Origin of the sequence: Variovorax paradoxus B4 (assembly GCF_000463015.1) — a bacterium.
Lineage (GTDB): Bacteria > Pseudomonadota > Gammaproteobacteria > Burkholderiales > Burkholderiaceae_C > Variovorax > Variovorax paradoxus_E.
In genome coordinates, this window is record NC_022234.1 from 1,157,994 (window position 1) to 1,174,893 (window position 16,900).

The 16,900-nt window shown below is 68.2% G+C and carries 14 protein-coding genes; 11 read left to right on the forward strand and 3 right to left on the reverse strand.

Annotation, left to right across the window (positions count from 1 at the left end):
* Positions 1–364 precede the first annotated feature (364 nt).
* Positions 365–1,738 (forward strand): replication initiation protein, encoded by a 1,374-nt coding sequence (locus VAPA_RS32555; RefSeq protein WP_021004513.1) that lies wholly within the window; start codon positions 365–367, stop codon positions 1,736–1,738.
* A gap of 56 nt (positions 1,739–1,794) precedes the next feature.
* On the opposite strand, the gene VAPA_RS32560 is transcribed toward VAPA_RS32555, so the two are convergent.
* Complete coding sequence (locus VAPA_RS32560; RefSeq protein WP_021004514.1) at positions 1,795–2,229, reverse strand: MarR family winged helix-turn-helix transcriptional regulator; 435 nt, start codon at positions 2,227–2,229, stop codon at positions 1,795–1,797.
* Between the two features lie 163 nt (positions 2,230–2,392).
* On the opposite strand from VAPA_RS32560, the gene VAPA_RS32565 reads away from it, so the two are divergent.
* From VAPA_RS32565 to VAPA_RS32605, 9 genes are all read left to right on the forward strand, one after another.
* Positions 2,393–3,535: a substrate-binding domain-containing protein gene (locus VAPA_RS32565; RefSeq protein ID WP_230559072.1), complete on the forward strand. Its 1,143-nt coding sequence runs from the start codon at positions 2,393–2,395 to the stop codon at positions 3,533–3,535.
* A gap of 140 nt (positions 3,536–3,675) precedes the next feature.
* Positions 3,676–5,193, forward strand: coding sequence for an amidase (locus tag VAPA_RS32570; protein ID WP_021004516.1), 1,518 nt, complete (start codon positions 3,676–3,678; stop codon positions 5,191–5,193).
* Positions 5,194–5,277: 84 nt separating this feature from the next.
* Positions 5,278–6,504 carry an urea ABC transporter substrate-binding protein gene (locus VAPA_RS32575; protein WP_021004517.1) on the forward strand — a complete coding sequence of 409 codons (1,227 nt, stop codon included), beginning with the start codon at positions 5,278–5,280 and terminating at the stop codon, positions 6,502–6,504.
* 15 nt (positions 6,505–6,519) lie between these two features.
* Entirely contained in the window at positions 6,520–7,386 is an 867-nt protein-coding gene (locus VAPA_RS32580) for an ABC transporter permease subunit (protein ID WP_021004518.1), read from the forward strand.
* Positions 7,383–8,471 carry a branched-chain amino acid ABC transporter permease gene (locus VAPA_RS32585; RefSeq protein WP_021004519.1) on the forward strand — a complete coding sequence of 363 codons (1,089 nt, stop codon included), beginning with the start codon at positions 7,383–7,385 and terminating at the stop codon, positions 8,469–8,471. The genes VAPA_RS32580 and VAPA_RS32585 overlap by 4 nt, the downstream gene beginning before the upstream one ends.
* Positions 8,468–9,187 carry an ATP-binding cassette domain-containing protein gene (locus VAPA_RS32590; protein ID WP_021004520.1) on the forward strand — a complete coding sequence of 240 codons (720 nt, stop codon included), beginning with the start codon at positions 8,468–8,470 and terminating at the stop codon, positions 9,185–9,187. The genes VAPA_RS32585 and VAPA_RS32590 overlap by 4 nt, the downstream gene beginning before the upstream one ends.
* Positions 9,188–9,202: 15 nt before the next feature.
* Complete coding sequence (locus VAPA_RS32595) at positions 9,203–9,907, forward strand: ABC transporter ATP-binding protein (protein WP_021004521.1); 705 nt, start codon at positions 9,203–9,205, stop codon at positions 9,905–9,907.
* Positions 9,904–11,301, forward strand: a complete 1,398-nt coding sequence (locus VAPA_RS32600; RefSeq protein WP_021004522.1) for an amidase — start codon at positions 9,904–9,906, stop codon at positions 11,299–11,301. Before VAPA_RS32595 ends, VAPA_RS32600 begins: the two co-directional genes overlap by 4 nt.
* 10 nt (positions 11,302–11,311) lie before the next feature.
* On the forward strand, positions 11,312–12,889 hold the full coding sequence (locus tag VAPA_RS32605; protein ID WP_021004523.1) for a GMC family oxidoreductase: 1,578 nt from the start codon (positions 11,312–11,314) through the stop codon (positions 12,887–12,889).
* An 18-nt stretch (positions 12,890–12,907) separates the two neighbouring features.
* Here the strand turns inward: VAPA_RS32605 and VAPA_RS32610 are convergent, their stop codons facing one another.
* The gene (locus VAPA_RS32610; RefSeq protein WP_021004524.1) at positions 12,908–13,810 is read right to left on the reverse strand and encodes an AraC family transcriptional regulator; all 903 of its coding nucleotides are present in this window, start codon (positions 13,808–13,810) and stop codon (positions 12,908–12,910) included.
* 99 nt (positions 13,811–13,909) lie between these two features.
* Here VAPA_RS32610 and VAPA_RS32615 point away from each other — a divergent pair, with 99 nt between their 5' ends.
* Positions 13,910–14,677 (forward strand): SDR family oxidoreductase, encoded by a 768-nt coding sequence (locus VAPA_RS32615; RefSeq protein WP_021004525.1) that lies wholly within the window; start codon positions 13,910–13,912, stop codon positions 14,675–14,677.
* A gap of 4 nt (positions 14,678–14,681) precedes the next feature.
* Here the strand turns inward: VAPA_RS32615 and VAPA_RS32620 are convergent, their stop codons facing one another.
* Positions 14,682–16,853, reverse strand: a complete 2,172-nt coding sequence (locus tag VAPA_RS32620; protein WP_021004526.1) for a putative bifunctional diguanylate cyclase/phosphodiesterase — start codon at positions 16,851–16,853, stop codon at positions 14,682–14,684.
* Positions 16,854–16,900 lie beyond the last annotated feature (47 nt).

Genomic DNA, 16,900 nt, shown 5'->3' on the forward strand with positions numbered 1-16,900 from the left:
GGGCAGGGCGCCCTGCGCAGGTCTTTTGCGCACCCGATGCCCGTCTTGGCCCCCAAACAGGGACGCCGCCCGGGGCTGGAACCCATATCCACTCACATTGGAACCCATCCGGACTCACAAAAGCGGCCCCGGTCTCCCAACGAGGCTCACGCCGAATCCCAGCCGTTCTCACATTCAATCCCAACCGATCTCACATCAGGGGCCGTAAGTGACTGTCAGGATGGAGGAAAACGGAATCCCAATTCTTCAATTCCCCAAGTGTTTATCTGCAAACATACCAAGGCACCATTGCCGGTGTAATGTGAATTGACTGAATCACAATGCACGGGCATGATGTGAAACCATCTGATTGCCGCTGCGGACCATGGTCGAAGAAGAAAATCCACAATCCCGGTCTCCGCCGCGGCCATCGCCCACGGCGGAGGAACAGAGCGTTGCCAAGGCCAACGAGGCCATTGCCATCCGTCCCAAGCGCGGCCGCCTCACCCTGCTGTCGCGGCGCATCTACAACGCGCTGCTCTACCACTCGCAGCGCCAGGGCGTGGACGAGCCGGTCTATCGGCTGACCCTGAGCGAGCTGATCGGCGACGCCCGCTTCAACTCCAACAACACCGAACTGCTCAAATCGCACCTGCGCGACATGCAGGCCACGACCATCGAGTGGTCGACCAGCAGCAGTTCCCTGAAGCGGTGGGTGTCCTCGCAGCTGCTCGGCACGGTCACGATCGAAGAGCAGGGCAGGGGGCGGCCCTGCATGGTGACCTGGCGCTATCCGGACGAGATCAAGGAGCGGCTGGTCAAGCCGCACCAATACACGCGCGTGCTGCTCGAGATGAGCAGCCAGATGCGCAGCTATTCCGCGGCGGTGCTGTACGAGATCGGCGCGCGCTATCTCACCTCGCCGGGGCGGCTGTCGATGCGCGAGGACGTCGTCTGGTGGGCCGCGGTGCTGACGGGGCGCAGCGACATCAAGGAGGTCGACTACCGCTTCCTCAAGCGCGACGTCATCAGCAAGGCGCTGGCCGAGATCGACGCGCTGTGCGAGGACTTCGGGCTGGAACTGATCGAGCACAAGCGCGGCCGCAAGATCGAGGAGATCCAGTTCCGGGTCGTTCCCAAGGTCCAGCAGCGCCTGGGCGACATCAGCGCGTCGAACCGCAACGTCTTCGACCTGGAGCTGGTGGGGCGCCTGATCGCGCTGGGCCTGAAACAGGACGAGGCCCAGGATCTCTATGCCACCACCGACGAAGGGCAGATCCGCGCCACGCTCGACCATGTGGACCAGCGGCTGCGCAATGCCTCGATGCCCGTGCTCAAGTCGCCTGCGGCCTATTTCAAGGACGCGCTGAAGAAGGGCTACGCCGGCGTGACCGCGATGGAGCAGGCGCCCAGCAGCGGCGCGGCGCCCGCGCTGGCGCCGCCCGCGGCAGTGCTGTCGGAGGCCGACCGGCTGCGGCGCATCCGCGAGCTCTGGGAGAACGACCGCATGGGGCAGGCGCGCGCCGTGTTCGCCGAGATGCCGCAGCCCATGCAGGCCGAGGTGCGCACGCGCTTCGAGGCCGAACGGCTCGATCAGGTGGCGGCCCCCATTGCGCGCGCCTGGCGGCGCGACGGCCCCGCCAGCCGCGTGGCCGCGACCACCTTCTTCCGCTGGCTGGCCGAGGACACCTGGCCCGAAGAGCCCTCCGACCGCGTGCTGCTGGATTTCGCGCTTCAGCGCGGCGTGGCCGGTATCTGACGATGCCTTTTATGTGAGCGCATACTTATCGCTTGAAGCGCACAGCTGCTCGCGTCTCAGTTCGCCTCGCACTCGTCGATGAAGGTCTCCAGCAGCTTCTTGAGCTGGCTGGTCTTGCGCGGGCCGAGCGCCTCCTCGATCACATGGTGGTGCGCGTCCACGCTCTTCTTGAGCCGTGACACCGTCTCCAGCCCGAGGTCGGTGACATAGACCAGCACCCGCCGGCTGTCGGCCGCGTCGGCGGCGCGCTGCACCAGGCCGCGGCTCACGAGCTTGTCGATGTTCTTGGTGAGCGCCGGGTGGTTGAGCAGCACCAACTCGGCCAGGTCGCCCATGGAGCGGCCCTGCTCGTCGGCGAGCACCTGGAGGATGCGCCAATGCTCCTCCGTGACCTCTTCTGCGGCGATCGACTGGGCCAGGCCGAGGCGCATGCGCCGGTTGGCGGAGGCCAGCAGATACGCCAGATACTGCGAAATGTCTTGCTCGGGCATGGGGCGAGGCAACGGTCTTTGTCGCGTGGTTGGGAGCCGCCAGTTTAGCAACGATCCTTTTCCCAGGAAAGTATTGGCGCGATTTTTGCGATAGCGTCTGCCCCAGTTGCCGTCTTGGTGCGTTGCCCGGGAGCTCCCGATGTTTTCTTCCCCTGGATCGGTCATGCCTCGCCCGCCCGTCTTCATGCCGCGTGGCGCGCCGCGGCGTCCGCCGCGTTCCGGCGCGCCGTTCGTGAGGGCCGAGCGGCCGGCGCTCGCGCGGCAGGAACTGCAGATCGCGCTGTGCGTGCCGCTGGGCGGCACGGCCGGCATCTGGGGGCCGTCCGCGATGTCGTCGGCCAAGCTGGCCGTCGCCGAGCTCAACCGCGAGGCGGGCATCGGCGGGCGCGGCTGCCGGCTCTTGACCGTCAACGCCGCGGACGATGCGCCCGACATCGAGGCCACGCTGATCGAGCTGGTGCAGGCGGGCGACATCGACGCCATCATCGGCATGCACACCAGCGCCGTGCGCCAGCGCATCCTGCGGGCCGTCGGCGGGCAGATCCCGTTCGTCTACACCCCGCTCTACGAGGGCGGGGAGTCGACGCCGGGCGTCTTCGCCATCGGCGAGACGACGGCGCGCCAGCTCGGGCCGGCGATCCGCTGGCTCGGCGCGCGCAAGCGCCCGCGGCGCTGGTTCGCCATCGGCAACGACTACGTGTGGCCGCACGTGTCGCACCGCATGGCGCGCGGCTACATCGCCGAGACCGGCGGCGAGCTGGTCGGCGAGATGTACGTGCCCTTCGGCACCACCGACTTTTCCGAGGCGCTCGACGCGCTGCGCCAGGGCAGGGCAGACGCGGTCGTGCTGTCGCTGGTCGGGCAGGACGCGATCGAGTTCAACCGCGCCTTCGGCGCCGCCGGCCTGTCGCGCGCGATGTTCAGGCTGTCCTGCGCCATCGGCGAGAACGAACTGCTGGGCATCGGCGCCGACAACGCGGAGGACCTCTACGTCGCCTGCGGCTACTTCGCCACGCTCGACACCGAAGCCAACCTGGCCTTCAAGGAGCGCTACCGCGCGCACTTCGGCGAGCGTGCGCCCACGCTCAACACCTTCGGCCAGTCGACCTACGAGGGCATGCACTTCCTGGCGGCGCTGCTCGAGCGCCAGCGGCGCCCGGCGGCCTGCGATGAGCGCCTGGGCGCTTCGCCGCTGCGCTACCGGAGTGCGCGCGATGCGGCCTATGGCGCCGACGGCATCACCCACACCCCCATCTACCTGGCCCGTGCGGAGGGCAACGTGTTCCGCGTGATCACGCAGCTGTGAGCGGCTCCACCAGGCATTTTGTTTTCCTTGGAAAATAAAATGCTTGACTTGGAAAATATCAGATTCCAGAATCCATCCGTGTCGCGCCCATGCCCGATGGGCTGCAGGCGAACCCTTCCACCCGAAACACGGAGTCGTTCATGGCCATCAAGCGCCCCACCCTGGACCAGCTGCAAGACGTCGCACTGAGTCTGGGCATCCACCTGTCCGAAGCGCAGGCGAGCAGCTACAACGCGCTGCTGCAGGCCAACTTCGACGCCTACGACGCGGTCGACGCGATGCCCGACTACCTGCCCGTGGTGAGCTACGCGCGCACGCCCGGCTACCGCCCGCTGGGCGAGGAGAACAGGTACGGCGCCTGGTACGTCAAGACCACGATCAAGGGCAAGCCCGAGGGCAAGCTCGCCGGCAAGACGGTGGTGCTGAAGGACAACGTCTGCCTGGCCGGCGTGCCGATGATGAACGGCGCCTCCACGCTCGAAGGCTATGTGCCGAACGTCGACGCCACGGTCGTCACGCGGCTGCTCGATGCCGGCGCCACGGTGGTGGGCAAGTCGGTCTGCGAATACTTCTGCTTCTCGGGCGGCTCGCACACCAGCGCCTCGGGGCCGGTGCACAACCCGCACCGCATGGGCTACTCGGCGGGCGGCTCCTCGTCGGGCAGCGCGGCGCTGGTGGCCGCGGGCGAGGTGGACCTTGCCATCGGCGGCGACCAGGGCGGCTCCATCCGCATGCCGGCGTCGTACTGCGGCATCTACGGCATGAAGGCCACGCATGGCCTGGTGCCGTACACGGGCGTGATGCCGATCGAACTCACCCTCGACCACACGGGCCCGATGACGGCCAACGTGACCGACAACGCGCTGATGCTCGAGGTGCTGGCCGGCCCCGACGGGCTCGATCCGCGCCAGCATGCGGGCCAGGCCGCCAAGCCCTACAGCGAGCTCATGAAGGACGGCGTGCGCGGCCTGCGCATCGGCATCGTCAAGGAGGGCTTCGGCTGGCCCCAGTCGGATGCCGCCGTCGGCGCCAAGGTGCGCAAGGCGGCCGAGGTGTTCACCCGGCTGGGCGCGATCGTCAGCGAGGTGTCGGTGCCCATGCATGCGGTCGGTCCGGCGATCTGGCTGCCGATCGCCGCCGAGGGCGCGACCCAGCAGATGATGAAGGACAACGGCCACGGCTTCAACTGGAAGGGCCTCTACGTCACGAGCATGGTCGACTTCCACGCCGGCTGGAAGCAGCGCGCCGACGAGCTCTCGGAAACGCTCAAGCTCACCATGGTGCTGGGGGAGTACTTCATCAAGCACTACCGCGGCCACTACTACGCCAAGGCGCAGAACCTCGCACGCCAGCTGACCGCGGCCTACGACAGCACGCTGGCCGACTTCGACCTGCTGCTGATGCCCACGCTGCCGATCACGGCCACGCCGCTGCCGCCGCCCGGCGCGGGCATCGAGGAGGTGGTCACGCGCGCCTTCGAGGTGCTGCCCAACACCTGTCCCTTCGACGTCACGGGCCACCCGTCGATGAGCGTGCCCTGCGGGCTCGTCGACGGCCTGCCGGTCGGGATGATGCTCACCGGCCGCCACCACGACGAAGCCACCATCTACCGCGCCGCCTATGCCTTCGAGCAGGCCGGCGACTGGAAAGCCATCTGACGCTTTCCCCCGCTTTCTTCCGTTCCTGCCTTTCTCAAACACACAGCGGCGGCTGCGCCCGCCAACCAACGAGGAGTTAGTTCCATGGATCGTCGTTCCTTCATCCAGTCGTCGGCCGCCGCCCTGGCGGGCACCGCGGTGCCGCTGTTCCCGATGGCCGCCATGGCGGCCGACGAGATCGTCGTCGGCAGCATCGTCGACATGTCGGGCGGACTGGACATCTACGGCAAGCCGATGGCCGACTGCATGACGCTCGCGGTCGAGGAGCAGAACGCGGCCGGCGGCCTGCTGGGCAAGAAGCTCAGGCTGGCCACCTACGACCCGCAGTCGAACATGCAGCTCTACGCGCAGTTCGCGCAGCAGTCGGCGCTCAAGGACAAGTCGACGGTGGTGATGGGCGGCATCACCTCGGCCTCGCGCGAGGTGATCCGGCCGGTGCTCACGCGCAACAAGACGCTGTACTTCTACAACACGCAGTACGAGGGCGGCGTGTGCGACCGCAACACCTTCTGCACCGGCGTCACGCCCGGGCAGACCGTTGCCAAGCTCATCCCCTATGCGATGAAGAAGTGGGGCAAGAAGGTCTACGTGGTGGCGGCCGACTACAACTACGGCCAGATCACTTCGCAGTGGGTGAAGAAGTTCGTGCAGGACAACGGCGGCTCGGTGGCTTCCATCGACTTCTTCCCGCTCGACGTGACCAACTTCGGCCCGACCATCTCGAAGATCGAGGCGGCCAAGCCCGACATGATCGTCTCGGCGCTGGTGGGCGGCGCGCACATCTCCTTCTACCGCCAGTGGGCCGCGGCGGGCCTGACGAAGAAGATCCCGCTCGCGTCCACGACGTTTGCGGGCGGCAACGAGCACATCGTGCTGTCGCAGGCCGAGACCGACGGCTTCCTCATTTCGTACAACTATTTCCAGAACCTCGACACGCCGCAGAACAAGGCCTTCAAGGAGCGCTTCTACAAGCGCTTCGGTGCCGACTACCCCAACATCACCGAACTCGCGATGGGCACCTACCAGGGCTTCAAGCTCTGGGCCGAGGGCGTGAAGAAGGCCGGCTCGCTGGATCGCGAGAAGATGATCGCGGCCCTGGAGACCGGCATCAGCATCGACGGCCCGAGCGGCAAGGTCACGCTCGATGCGGCCACCCACCACTGCGTGCTGAACGTGAGCATCGCGGAGGTGCGCAACAAGCAGCTCAACATCGTCGAGACCTTCCAGCAGCAGCCCCCGGTGGACACCAGCGCGGTGTGCAACCTCGTGAAGAATCCGAAGGACAACCAGCAGTACGTGATCAAGGTCTGAGGGCAGGGCGCCGACATGGATCTCGCGTTCGTCGTCCTCATCCAGGTGCTCTACGCGGTGGCGAGCCTGGTCATCGTCTCGGCCGGGCTGGCCGTCATCTTCGGGATGATGAAGGTCATCAACCTCGCGCACGGCGAGTTCATGATGCTCGGCGCCTATGCCGTCATCGCGGCGCTCAAGCTCGGCATCAACCTGTGGATCGCGATCTTCGTCGTCGCGCCGATCGCAGTGGGCGTCGTCGGCGTGGTGCTGGAGCGGCTGGTCATCCGGCGCCTGTACGGCCGCATGGTCGACACCATGCTGGCCACCTGGGGGCTGTCGCTGCTGCTGGTGGGCATCGTCACCTCGGTGGCGGGCAACACCACCGCCGGCGTCTCGGCGCCGCTCGGCAGCTTCTCGGTCGGCGCCTACTCGGTCAGCGGCTACACGCTGGTGATCATCGCGGTGGCCGTGGCGCTCGCACTCGCGATCCGCTTCGTGCTCACGCGCACGCAGCTCGGCCTGATCGCGCGCGGCACCATGCAGAAGCCCGACATGGCGAACGCGCTGGGCATCAGCCCGAGCCGCGTGTACTCGGTCACCTTCGCGGTCGGCGCCGCGCTCTCCGGCCTGGCCGGCGGGCTGCTCGCGCCGTTGACCGGGGTGGTGCCGACCATGGGCGCGGCCTTCGTGGCCAAGGCCTTCATCACCGTGATCGGCGGCGGGCCGGCCATCCTCGCGGGCCTGCTCGGCGCCTCCGGCCTGTTCGGTGCCATCAACCAGCTCGCGACCTTCGCGACCACGCCGGTGCTCGGCGAGGTGGCGCTGCTCGTCGCGGCCATCGTGATGCTGCGGCTGCTGCCGCAAGGCATCACCGGACGTTTCTTCAAGGGGTCCCTGTGAACCGTTTTGCCAAGTCCTGGGCCAGCGCGGCGGTCAGCCTGGCGGTGGGCATCGCGCTGCTCTTCGGCCTGCCCGGCGTGATGGACGACTACACGCTGATCGAGGTCACGATCTACGCCGTCATGTCGATCCTCGGTGTGAGCCTGGCCTTCATCTGGGGCTTCGGCGGCATCCTGTGCTTCGGCCAGGCCGCTTTCTTCGGCCTGGGCTCGTACACCTACGCGATCGCGGTGATGAACATGGGCGACAGCACCGTGCCCTTCCTGCTCGCGATCGTGGTGCCGGCGCTGTTCGCCGCGCTGCTGGGCTACGTGATCTTCTACGGCCGGCTGTCGGACGTGTACATGGGCGTGATCACGCTCACCGTCACGCTGATCCTGTTCAACCTGGTCAACTCCACCGCCGGGCCCGAGTGGCGCATCGGCAGCGCGCCGCTGGGCGGCTTCAACGGCATCCCGGCGATACCGACGCTCAACTGGCCCGGTCAGCAGGACGAGGTGCTGACGCCGAAGGACCTGTTCTACGTCACCTTCACCTGCCTGCTGCTGGTCTACCTGGGACTGCGCGTGCTGATCGCCTCCAAGATCGGCCGCGTGATCGTGGCGGCCAAGGAGAACGAGCAGCGCGTGCTGCTCCTGGGCTACGACGCGCGCGTCTACAAGCTCTTCAGCTTCACGCTGGGCGGCGCGATCGCGGGCCTGGCGGGCTGCCTGTTCGCGAACTGGGGCGCGTTCACGAGCCCGACCATCTTCGGCCTTGCGCAGTCGGCGCAGATCATCATCTGGGTCATCGTCGGCGGCCTGGGCACGCTGGTCGGGCCGATCGTCGGCTGCGTCGCGATCCAGTGGCTCACCTCGCAGATCGGCACGCAGCAGGCCTTCAACGCGAACCTGGTGCTCGGCGCCATCCTGGTGGTCTTCGTGCTGCTGGTGCCGCGCGGCATCGTGCCGACCCTCGGCGACCTGATCGACATGGCGTGGCGGCGCTGGCGCAAGGCGCCAGCCCACGCGCCGAAAGTGGCCATGCCCGCGGCGGCTCCGACGGAACCGCCGCGCGCGCTGGCCGCGACGGAGACGGCGCCATGAGCACGCCCCTGATCGAGACGCGCAACCTCAACGTGCGCTTCGGCGGCGTGCATGCCACGCGCGACGTCAACTTCACCCTGGCCGAGGCCGAGCTGCGCTGCGTGATCGGCCCCAACGGCGCCGGCAAGAGCACCTTCTTCAAGCTGCTGACCGGCCAGGTCAAGCCGACCTCGGGCCAGATCCTGTTCCGCGGCCAGGACATCTCGAAGATGCAGCCGCACGACCCGGGCCGCCTGGGGATCGGCATCAAGACCCAGGTGCCCAGCCTGTTCAACGGCCTGAGCGTGTGGGAGAACGTCTGGCTCTCGGCGCGGCGCCTGAACAGCACCGCGCAGGCCGACCGCATCACGCGCGAGACGCTCGAGCGCGTGGGCATGCACGCCTGGCGCGACGTCACGGCGGGCCGTCTGGCGCACGGCATGCGGCAGTGGGTGGAGATCGGCGTGGTGATCGCGGCCGACCCGCCGCTGATCCTGCTCGACGAGCCGGCCGCCGGCATGAGCGACGCCGAGGTGGCGCGCACGGCCGAGCTCATCCTGGAGATCAACCGCCAGCATGCGCTGGTGGTGGTGGAGCACGACATGAACTTCATCCGCATGATCGCCAAGAAGGTGACGGTGCTGCACCAGGGCGCCGTGATCAAGGAGGACACGCCGGACCGCATCATGAGCGACCCGCTGATCCAGCAGATCTACCTCGGCAAGAAGCCGCACTGAACCCGAAAGGCGCGCATGCTCGAAGTCACGGGTCTCCATGCCGGCTACGGGGCCATCCCGGTGCTGCACGATGTTTCGCTCACCATCGCACGGGGCGAGTCGGTGGGCATCCTGGGCCACAACGGCATGGGCAAGACCACGCTGCTGCGCACGCTGATCGGCGCGCTGCGCGCTACTGCCGGCATGGTGCGCTTCGACGGCGCCGACATCACGCGCCATGCGCCGCACGCGCGGGCGCGCCTGGGCATGGCCTATGTGCCGCAGGGGCGCGAGATCTTTCCGGCGCTCAGCGCGATGGACAACCTGCGCATGGGCCTGGTGAAGACAGGCGAGCGCACGACGGACACCATCGAGGCGCTGCTGGAAGATTTTCCGCGCCTGAAGCCGCTGCTCGAGCGGCCCGGCGGTTCGCTCTCGGGCGGCGAGCAGCAGCTGCTGGCGCTGGCGCGCGCGCTGGCCGGCAAGCCCACGCTGCTCTTGCTCGACGAGCCGACCGAAGGCATCCAGCCTTCGATCATCGAGGAGATCGCCGAGACGCTGGCCGCGCTGCGCGACCGCATGAAGCTCACGATCGTGCTGGTGGAGCAGAACCTCGAATTCATCGCGGCCGTGTCGCAGCGCGTGCTGGTCATCAAGCGCGGCCAGATCGGCGGCGAGATCCCGCGCGAGCACCTCGGCGATTTCGAAATCATGAGCCAATACACAGGAGTCCACGGATGAGCAACGAACTGCATTACCTCGAGCTGGTCGACGTCGGCCGGCGCATCCAGCGCCAGGCGCTCTCGCCGGTCGAGGTCACGCAAGCGCAGCTCGCGCGCATCGAAAAGGTCGACGGCGCGCTCAAGAGCTATGTGATCGTGATGGCCGAACAGGCGCTGGCCGACGCGCGCCGCGCCGAGGCCGAGATCGCCCGGGGCGAGATCCGCGGGCCGCTGCACGGCGTGCCGGTGGCGGTGAAGGACCTGTGCTGGACAAAAGGCGTGGCCACCACCGCCGGCATGACGCTCTACCGCGACTTCGTGCCCACCGAGGACGGCACCGCCGTGCGCAAGCTGCGCGAAGCCGGGGCCGTGATCCTCGGCAAGCTGCAGCTCACCGAGAGCGCCTACGCCGACCACCACCCCAGCGTCACGCCGCCGGCCAATCCGTGGAACGCGGCGCACTGGTCGGGTGCCTCGTCGAGCGGCTCGGGCGTGGCCACGGCCGCAGGGCTGTGCTATGGCTCGCTCGGCACCGACACCGGCGGCTCGATCCGCTTTCCGTCCTCCGCCAATGGCCTCACCGGCCTGAAGCCGACCTGGGGCCGCGTGAGCCGCCATGGCGCCTTCGAGCTGGCCGCCACGCTCGACCACATCGGCCCGATGACGCGCAGCGCGGCCGATGCGGGTGCGATGCTCGGCGCCATCGCGGGGGCCGATCCGAAAGACCCGACCGCGAGCCTCGCGGCCGTGCCCAACTACCTCGCGGGCATGGAGCGCGGCTTGCGCGGCCTGCGCGTGGGCATCGACGCGCGCTGGAACGGGGAGGGCGTCGATGCGGCCACCGCGCAGGTGATGGAAGGCGCGCTCGCGGCCGTGCGCGAACTCGGCGCCGAGGTGCGCCACGTGACCTTCCCCGACCCGGCGCAGGTCATCGCCGACTGGTTCCCGCTCTGCGGCATCGAGGCGGCCGTGGTGCACGAGTCGACCTATCCTGCACGCAAGCAGATGTACGGCCCCGCGCTCTCGGGCCTGCTCGACCTGGGCCGTGCGCAGAGCGGCATCGACTACCAGAAGATCGTGCTCCGCCGCCATGCCTTCAGCGGCAGGGTGCGCGAGATGTTCGAGGGCATCGACCTGCTGCTGATGCCCGCGCAGGGCGTCGCCTCGCCGACGCTCGAGCGCATGCTGAGCTTCGGCGAGGACGCCGGGCTGATGTCCGCGATGCTGCGCTACACCTGTCCGCTGGACATGAGCGGCAGCCCGACGATCACGCTGCCCGGCGGTTTCACCGATGCGGGCACGCCGGTCGCGTTCCAGTTCGTCGCGCGCCACTTCGAGGAAGAGCTGCTGGTGCGCGCCGGCTGGGCCTTCCAGCAGGCGACGGACTGGCACCGGCGGCATCCGGCGCTGTAGCGCTTCCTTCATGTACGACACGATCATCGTCGGCGCGGGTTCCGCGGGCTGCGTGCTGGCCAACCGGCTGTCGGCCGATCCGGCGCGCAAGGTGCTGCTGCTGGAGGCCGGCCGCGCGGCCCCGCGCAACGCCGACATCCCCGCCCACTGGCCGCTGATGCTCGACACCGAGGTCGACTGGGGTTTCCACACCGTGCCCCAGGCCGGCTGCCGCATGCGGCGCATGTACTGGCCGCGCGGCCGGATGATCGGCGGCTCGGGCGCGCTCAACGCCATGATCTACATGCGCGGCGTGCCGTCCGACTACGCGCGCTGGGAGGCGGCGGGCTGTCCGGGCTGGGGCTGGCGCGAGGTGCTGCCGGCCTTCAGGAAGTCCGAGCGCAACCTGCGCTGGACCGGCTCGCCGCTGCATGGCGCCGAGGGTGAACTGGTGATCTCGGACGTCGCCCACATCGATCCCGTGGAGCGCCTGTGGCTCGACGCCGCGCAGGCCGCGGGGCTGCCGCCCAATGAAGATTTCAACGGCGATGCGCAAGAGGGCGTCGGCCTGTTCCAGGCGACGCTCAAGGACGGCGAGCGCTTCGGCACCGGCAAGGCCTTTCTCCAGCCTGCGCTCGCGCGGCCCAACCTCACGGTGCGCACCGGCGCCGTGCTGCTGCGCGCGCGCTTCAGGGGCACGCGCGCGACCGGCGTGGCGTTCCTGGACAACGGTGTGCCGCACACGGCCGAGGCGTCTTCCGAGGTTGTGCTCTGCGCCGGTGCCATCGGCTCGCCGCAACTTCTGCTGCATTCGGGCATCGGTCCGGCCGACGAGCTCGCGGCGCTCGGCATCCGTGCGCTGCTCGACCTGCCCGGCGTGGGCCGCAACCTGCAGGACCACATCAATTGCCCCGTGAGCTTCGCGACCACGCGGCGCTTCGGCATTGCACAGGCGAGCGCCGCGGAGGCTGCCGCCGACCTGGCGCAATGGGAGGCCACGCGCAGCGGACCGCTGAGTTCCAACTGGTCGGCCTGCGGCGGCTTCGCGCGCATCGGGGCAGAGGCCGAGGACCCCGACCTGCAGCTCTACTGCATCGCCGCGTCGCACCGCGACCATGCGCGCTACCAGTCGACGCAGCCCGGCATCACGCTGTTCTCGGTGGCGCAGCGGCCGCAAAGCCACGGCGTCCTGCGGCTGCGCTCGGCCGATCCGCTCGAGCAGCCCGCGATCGACCCGCGCTACTTCAGCGACCCCGAAGGCGCCGACCTGCGGCTGGTGGTCGAGGGCATCCGGCTGCAGCGGCGCATCGCGGCGCAGTCGCCGTTGCGCGAGGTGATTGCCGCGGAGTTCGAGGGCAGCGCTGCGGCCCGGTCGGACGAGGCGCTGGCCGAGTTCGTGCGCGCCCAGGCCACCACGCTCTATCACCCGACCAGCACCTGCAGCATGGGAACGCATGCCATGGCGGTGGTCGACCCGGCCTGCCGCGTGCATGGCACCGAGGGGCTCTACGTGGCCGACGCCTCGGTGTTCCCCTCGATGGTCTCGGGCAACACCAATGCACCGACGATCATGGTGGCCGAGCGCGCGGCCGGTTTCATCCTGCGCTGACGTCGTCCAGGCGCCGGGTCACGGCGCCTGCTGCCGCGCGTAGCGGCCCGGTGGTTGGCCCACGCAGCGCCTGAACGCCGTGCTGAACGTGCTGGCGCAGCCATAGCCGACGCGTTCGGCAACTTCTGCGATGCCGACGTCGTTGCGAGCGAGCAGATCCTTCGCGATGGCCATGCGCCAGCCAAGCAGGTACTCCATCGGCGGCAGGCCGACGGCGCGCGAGAAGCGATCGAAGAACGCCGAGCGCGACAGTGCGGCCTTCCTTGCGAGGTCGGCCACCGTCCACGAATGCGCGGGGTCGCCGTGAAGATGCCGCAGCGCGATCGACAGCCGCGGGTCTGCCAGGCCGCGAAGCAGCCCCGGCGGCGCGGCTTCGCCGGGCGTCGAGCGCAGAGCCTCGATCAGCAGCAGTTCGACAAGGCGTTCGAGCACGAGGTCGCGCCCCGGCTTCTGTTCGAGCGACTCCTCCCTCACGAGCTGCACCAGAACGGAAAGCCGCCCGATGTCGCGCACGTGCAGCAGCGTCGGAAGCAGCGACGCCAGCAGCGAGGCATCCGGCGAATCGAAGGCGAAGTAGCCGCCGAGCATCCGCATGTCGGGCGGGCCTTCGCGCCTGCCGTGGCGGATCTCGTCCGTCGGCGCGGGGGCCAGCTTGGGGTCCACGACGACCGGCACCGCCGGCTCAAGACCCGACATGGTGAATCCCGGTGTCGCCGGCATGAGCACGAAGTCGCCGGCGACCAGGGCGAGGGGTTGCTGCCCGTCCACCGCAAGAACGCATTCGCCCTCGAGCATCGTGCAGAAGCTGGGCTCGCCGAAGGCCGAATAGCGCACCGCCCACGAACCGGCGCCGCTGATCACCTTCGCGTACACCGCGCGCGGGCGAAGCAGCTGGACGACTTGGGCGAGCGGATCAGCCATGCAGGACTCCTGCAAACAAAGTACGGACTCCGAATTATAGGAAGTCCTTCCGGCCGGCGATATCGTGACGCACCTCAACCCAAGCTCAAAGGAATTCCGATGAAGACCATCCTGATCACCGGCTGCTCGTCCGGCTACGGCCTGGAAACCGCGCGCCACTTCCAGGCCCGGGGCTGGCAGGTGATCGCCACCATGCGGACGCCGCGCGCCGAACTCTTCCCGCTTTCGGAGCGCCTGCGCGTGCTGCCCCTGGATGTGACGAAGCCCGAAAGCATTGCCGCCGCGCTCGAAGCCGCCGGACCGATCGACGTCCTCGTGAACAACGCCGGCCTCGGACTCTTCGGGGCGTTCGAGGCGACGCCGATGGCCACCGTGCGCGACATCTTCGAAACGAACACCTTCGGCACGATGGCGATGACCCAGGCCGTGCTGCCGCAGTTCCGGCGCCGCAGGTCGGGGCTGGTCATCAACGTGACGTCGAGCGTCACGCTCGCGCCGATGCCGCTCGTGGCGGCGTACACCGCGAGCAAGACCGCGATCGAGGGTTTCACGGCGTCGCTGGCGCTCGAGCTCGCCCCGTTCGACGTTCGGGTGAAGCTCGTCGAGCCCGGCTATGGGCCGGGCACGCGCTTCACGGCCAATGGGGCCGAGCGCATGCAAGGCCTGATTCCCGAGGCCTATGGCCCCTTCGCGCAGTCCATCTTCGCGGCGCTGGGGAGCCCGACGGCTGTGACCGCCGAGCCGGACGTGGCCGAGGCCGTGTGGCGCGCCGCGGGCGACCCCGCCGCAACGCTCCGGTATCCGGCGGGTGCCGACGCGATCGCGCTCGCCCGGAACGCCGCTGCCTTGCGCCAGTCCGGCGTGTGAAGGCTCAGCGTGTCGCCATCCGCCTCGGGCGCGCAACGGACGTACCGCCTGCCGCCGCAATGCCGGAGCGCGTCTTGACCAGGGCGGCAAGCTCGGCGGGCAGCACGGGCCGGCTGAAGAGATAGCCCTGCATTTCGTCGCAACCGTGGGCGCGCAGGAATTCCAGCTGTTGCTCGGTCTCGACGCCTTCGGCGATCACCCTGAGATTGAGCTCGTGCCCCAGAGAAATGATGGCCTTGGCGATGGCCTTGTCCTCTTCGTCGCCGGGAATGTCGCGCACGAAGGCGCGATCGATCTTCAGCCTGGCGATGGGAAAGCGCTTGAGCGCGCTCAGGCTCGAATAGCCGGTTCCGAAATCGTCGATGGAGAACTGCACGCCCATCGCTTGCAGGGCCTTCATCGACTGCAGGGCTTTCTCGAGGTCTTCCATGACCATGCTTTCGGTCAGTTCCAGCTCGAGAAAGCGGGCTTCGAGCCCGCTTTCCTCGAGCGCCTGGGCGACCTGTTCGATCAAGGTCCGTTCCCTGAACTGCCGCGCCGACACATTGACCGAAACGCTGAAGGCCGGCAGGCCCGCGTCCTGCCAGGCCTTGTTCTGGAAGCAGGCGGTGCGCAGCACCCATTCGCCGATGGGAACGATGAGGCCGGTCTCTTCCGCCAGCGGAATGAATTCCACCGGAGATACCAGGCCGCGCTCGGAATGCTGCCAGCGGATCAATGCCTCCACGCCCGTCACCTGGCCCGATCCCATTTCCACCTGGGGCTGGTACACGAGGTGGAACTCGCCCCGCACGATGGCATTGCGCAGTCCTTCGCGCATGGCGAGCCCGTCGCGGATCGCGTCGTTCATCTCGGCCGCATAGAACTGGAAATTGTTGCGCCCCGAGGCCTTGGCGCGGGACATCGCGGCATCGGCGTTCATGAGCAAGGTGTCGACGTCGGCCCCGTCCGCAGGATAGGTGGCCACGCCCAGGCTGGCCGTGACCTGGACCCCCTGGCCATCGATCTCGACGGGCTGCGCAATGGCCTCCTGCAGCCTCTGCAGGGCCGGGGCGACCTCCGTTCCGTCTCCGGGCTGGTCGTACAGGACGATCACGAATTCGTCTCCGCCCGTTCGCACCACCGTGTCCACGCTGCGCAGGCACTGGGTCATGCGTTCGGCCATGACCTTCAGCAATTCGTCGCCGGCCTTGCGGCCCAGGCTGTCGTTGACCAGCTTGAAGCCGTCGAGGTTGATGAACACCACCGTCATCAGCCGGCCGTATCGATCGGCATACGAGACGGCTTGCCTGAGGCGATCCTCCAGCAGCGCGCGGTTCGGAAGCCCCGTCAGTACGTCGTGGGTGGCCTGGTGCTTCAGGCGGTCGGCGCTGCTTTCCAGCAGCGCATTGGAATTCTCGATCGACTCGGCCATCTGGTTCATCGCGTTCGCGAGGATGCCGAATTCATCCGCGCGGCCCTGCGGCGCCCTGGCACCGAAGTCTCCCGCGGCGACACGCCGGGAAAAGGCGATGAGCTGCGCGATGGAGCCCGTGATGCGTTGCGAGACGATGCTCGCGACCACCGCGCCCAGAACGGTGGCCAGGACGACCATGGCAATGGCGGCCCAGCGCGAGAATTTGGCGGCGCGTTCGACATCGTTGCGCGTCTGGAGCGCGCGCTTGGTCGCCTCGGTGTGCAGCGCCTCCACCGAGGACTCGATGGCAACGGCCGTGTCGACGTAGCCCTGGTGAAACGCAGGGGCCGGGTCCAGAGAGCCTTCCTTGCCATGCCGCGCGATGAACGCGAGGAATCCGTCCTCGTACTGCCGGGTCTGGGTCTCGATCCGGTCGACCTGGTCCCTGAATTTCGGATCGGTCGAGAGGATCCGAAGGCTGGCGAGGTACTCCCGCATGTCCAGCAGATGGTTTTGCATGGCCGGCAGGGAGCGCGCGCTCGCCTGCGCCACCCCGAGCCGGTCCACGGACAGCAGGAGTTCGTTCTCGGCGTCGCGGGCCTTGTACATCGCCAGCGAACTGCGCAGGCTCAGGTCCGCCATCCGGTTGTCGCTGTTCAGCAGCTTGTCGATGGCCGCCGCGGAGCGCTGTTCGCTGAGATAGAAGGACGCGCCCAATGCGAGCATCAGCGCAATGACGACGCCGAAGCCAAGCGCGATCTCCCCCCGCAGGCTGCGCATTCTTCTCCCCCACGAGAAGTCGATCGGGAATTTGATCAATTGCGGCT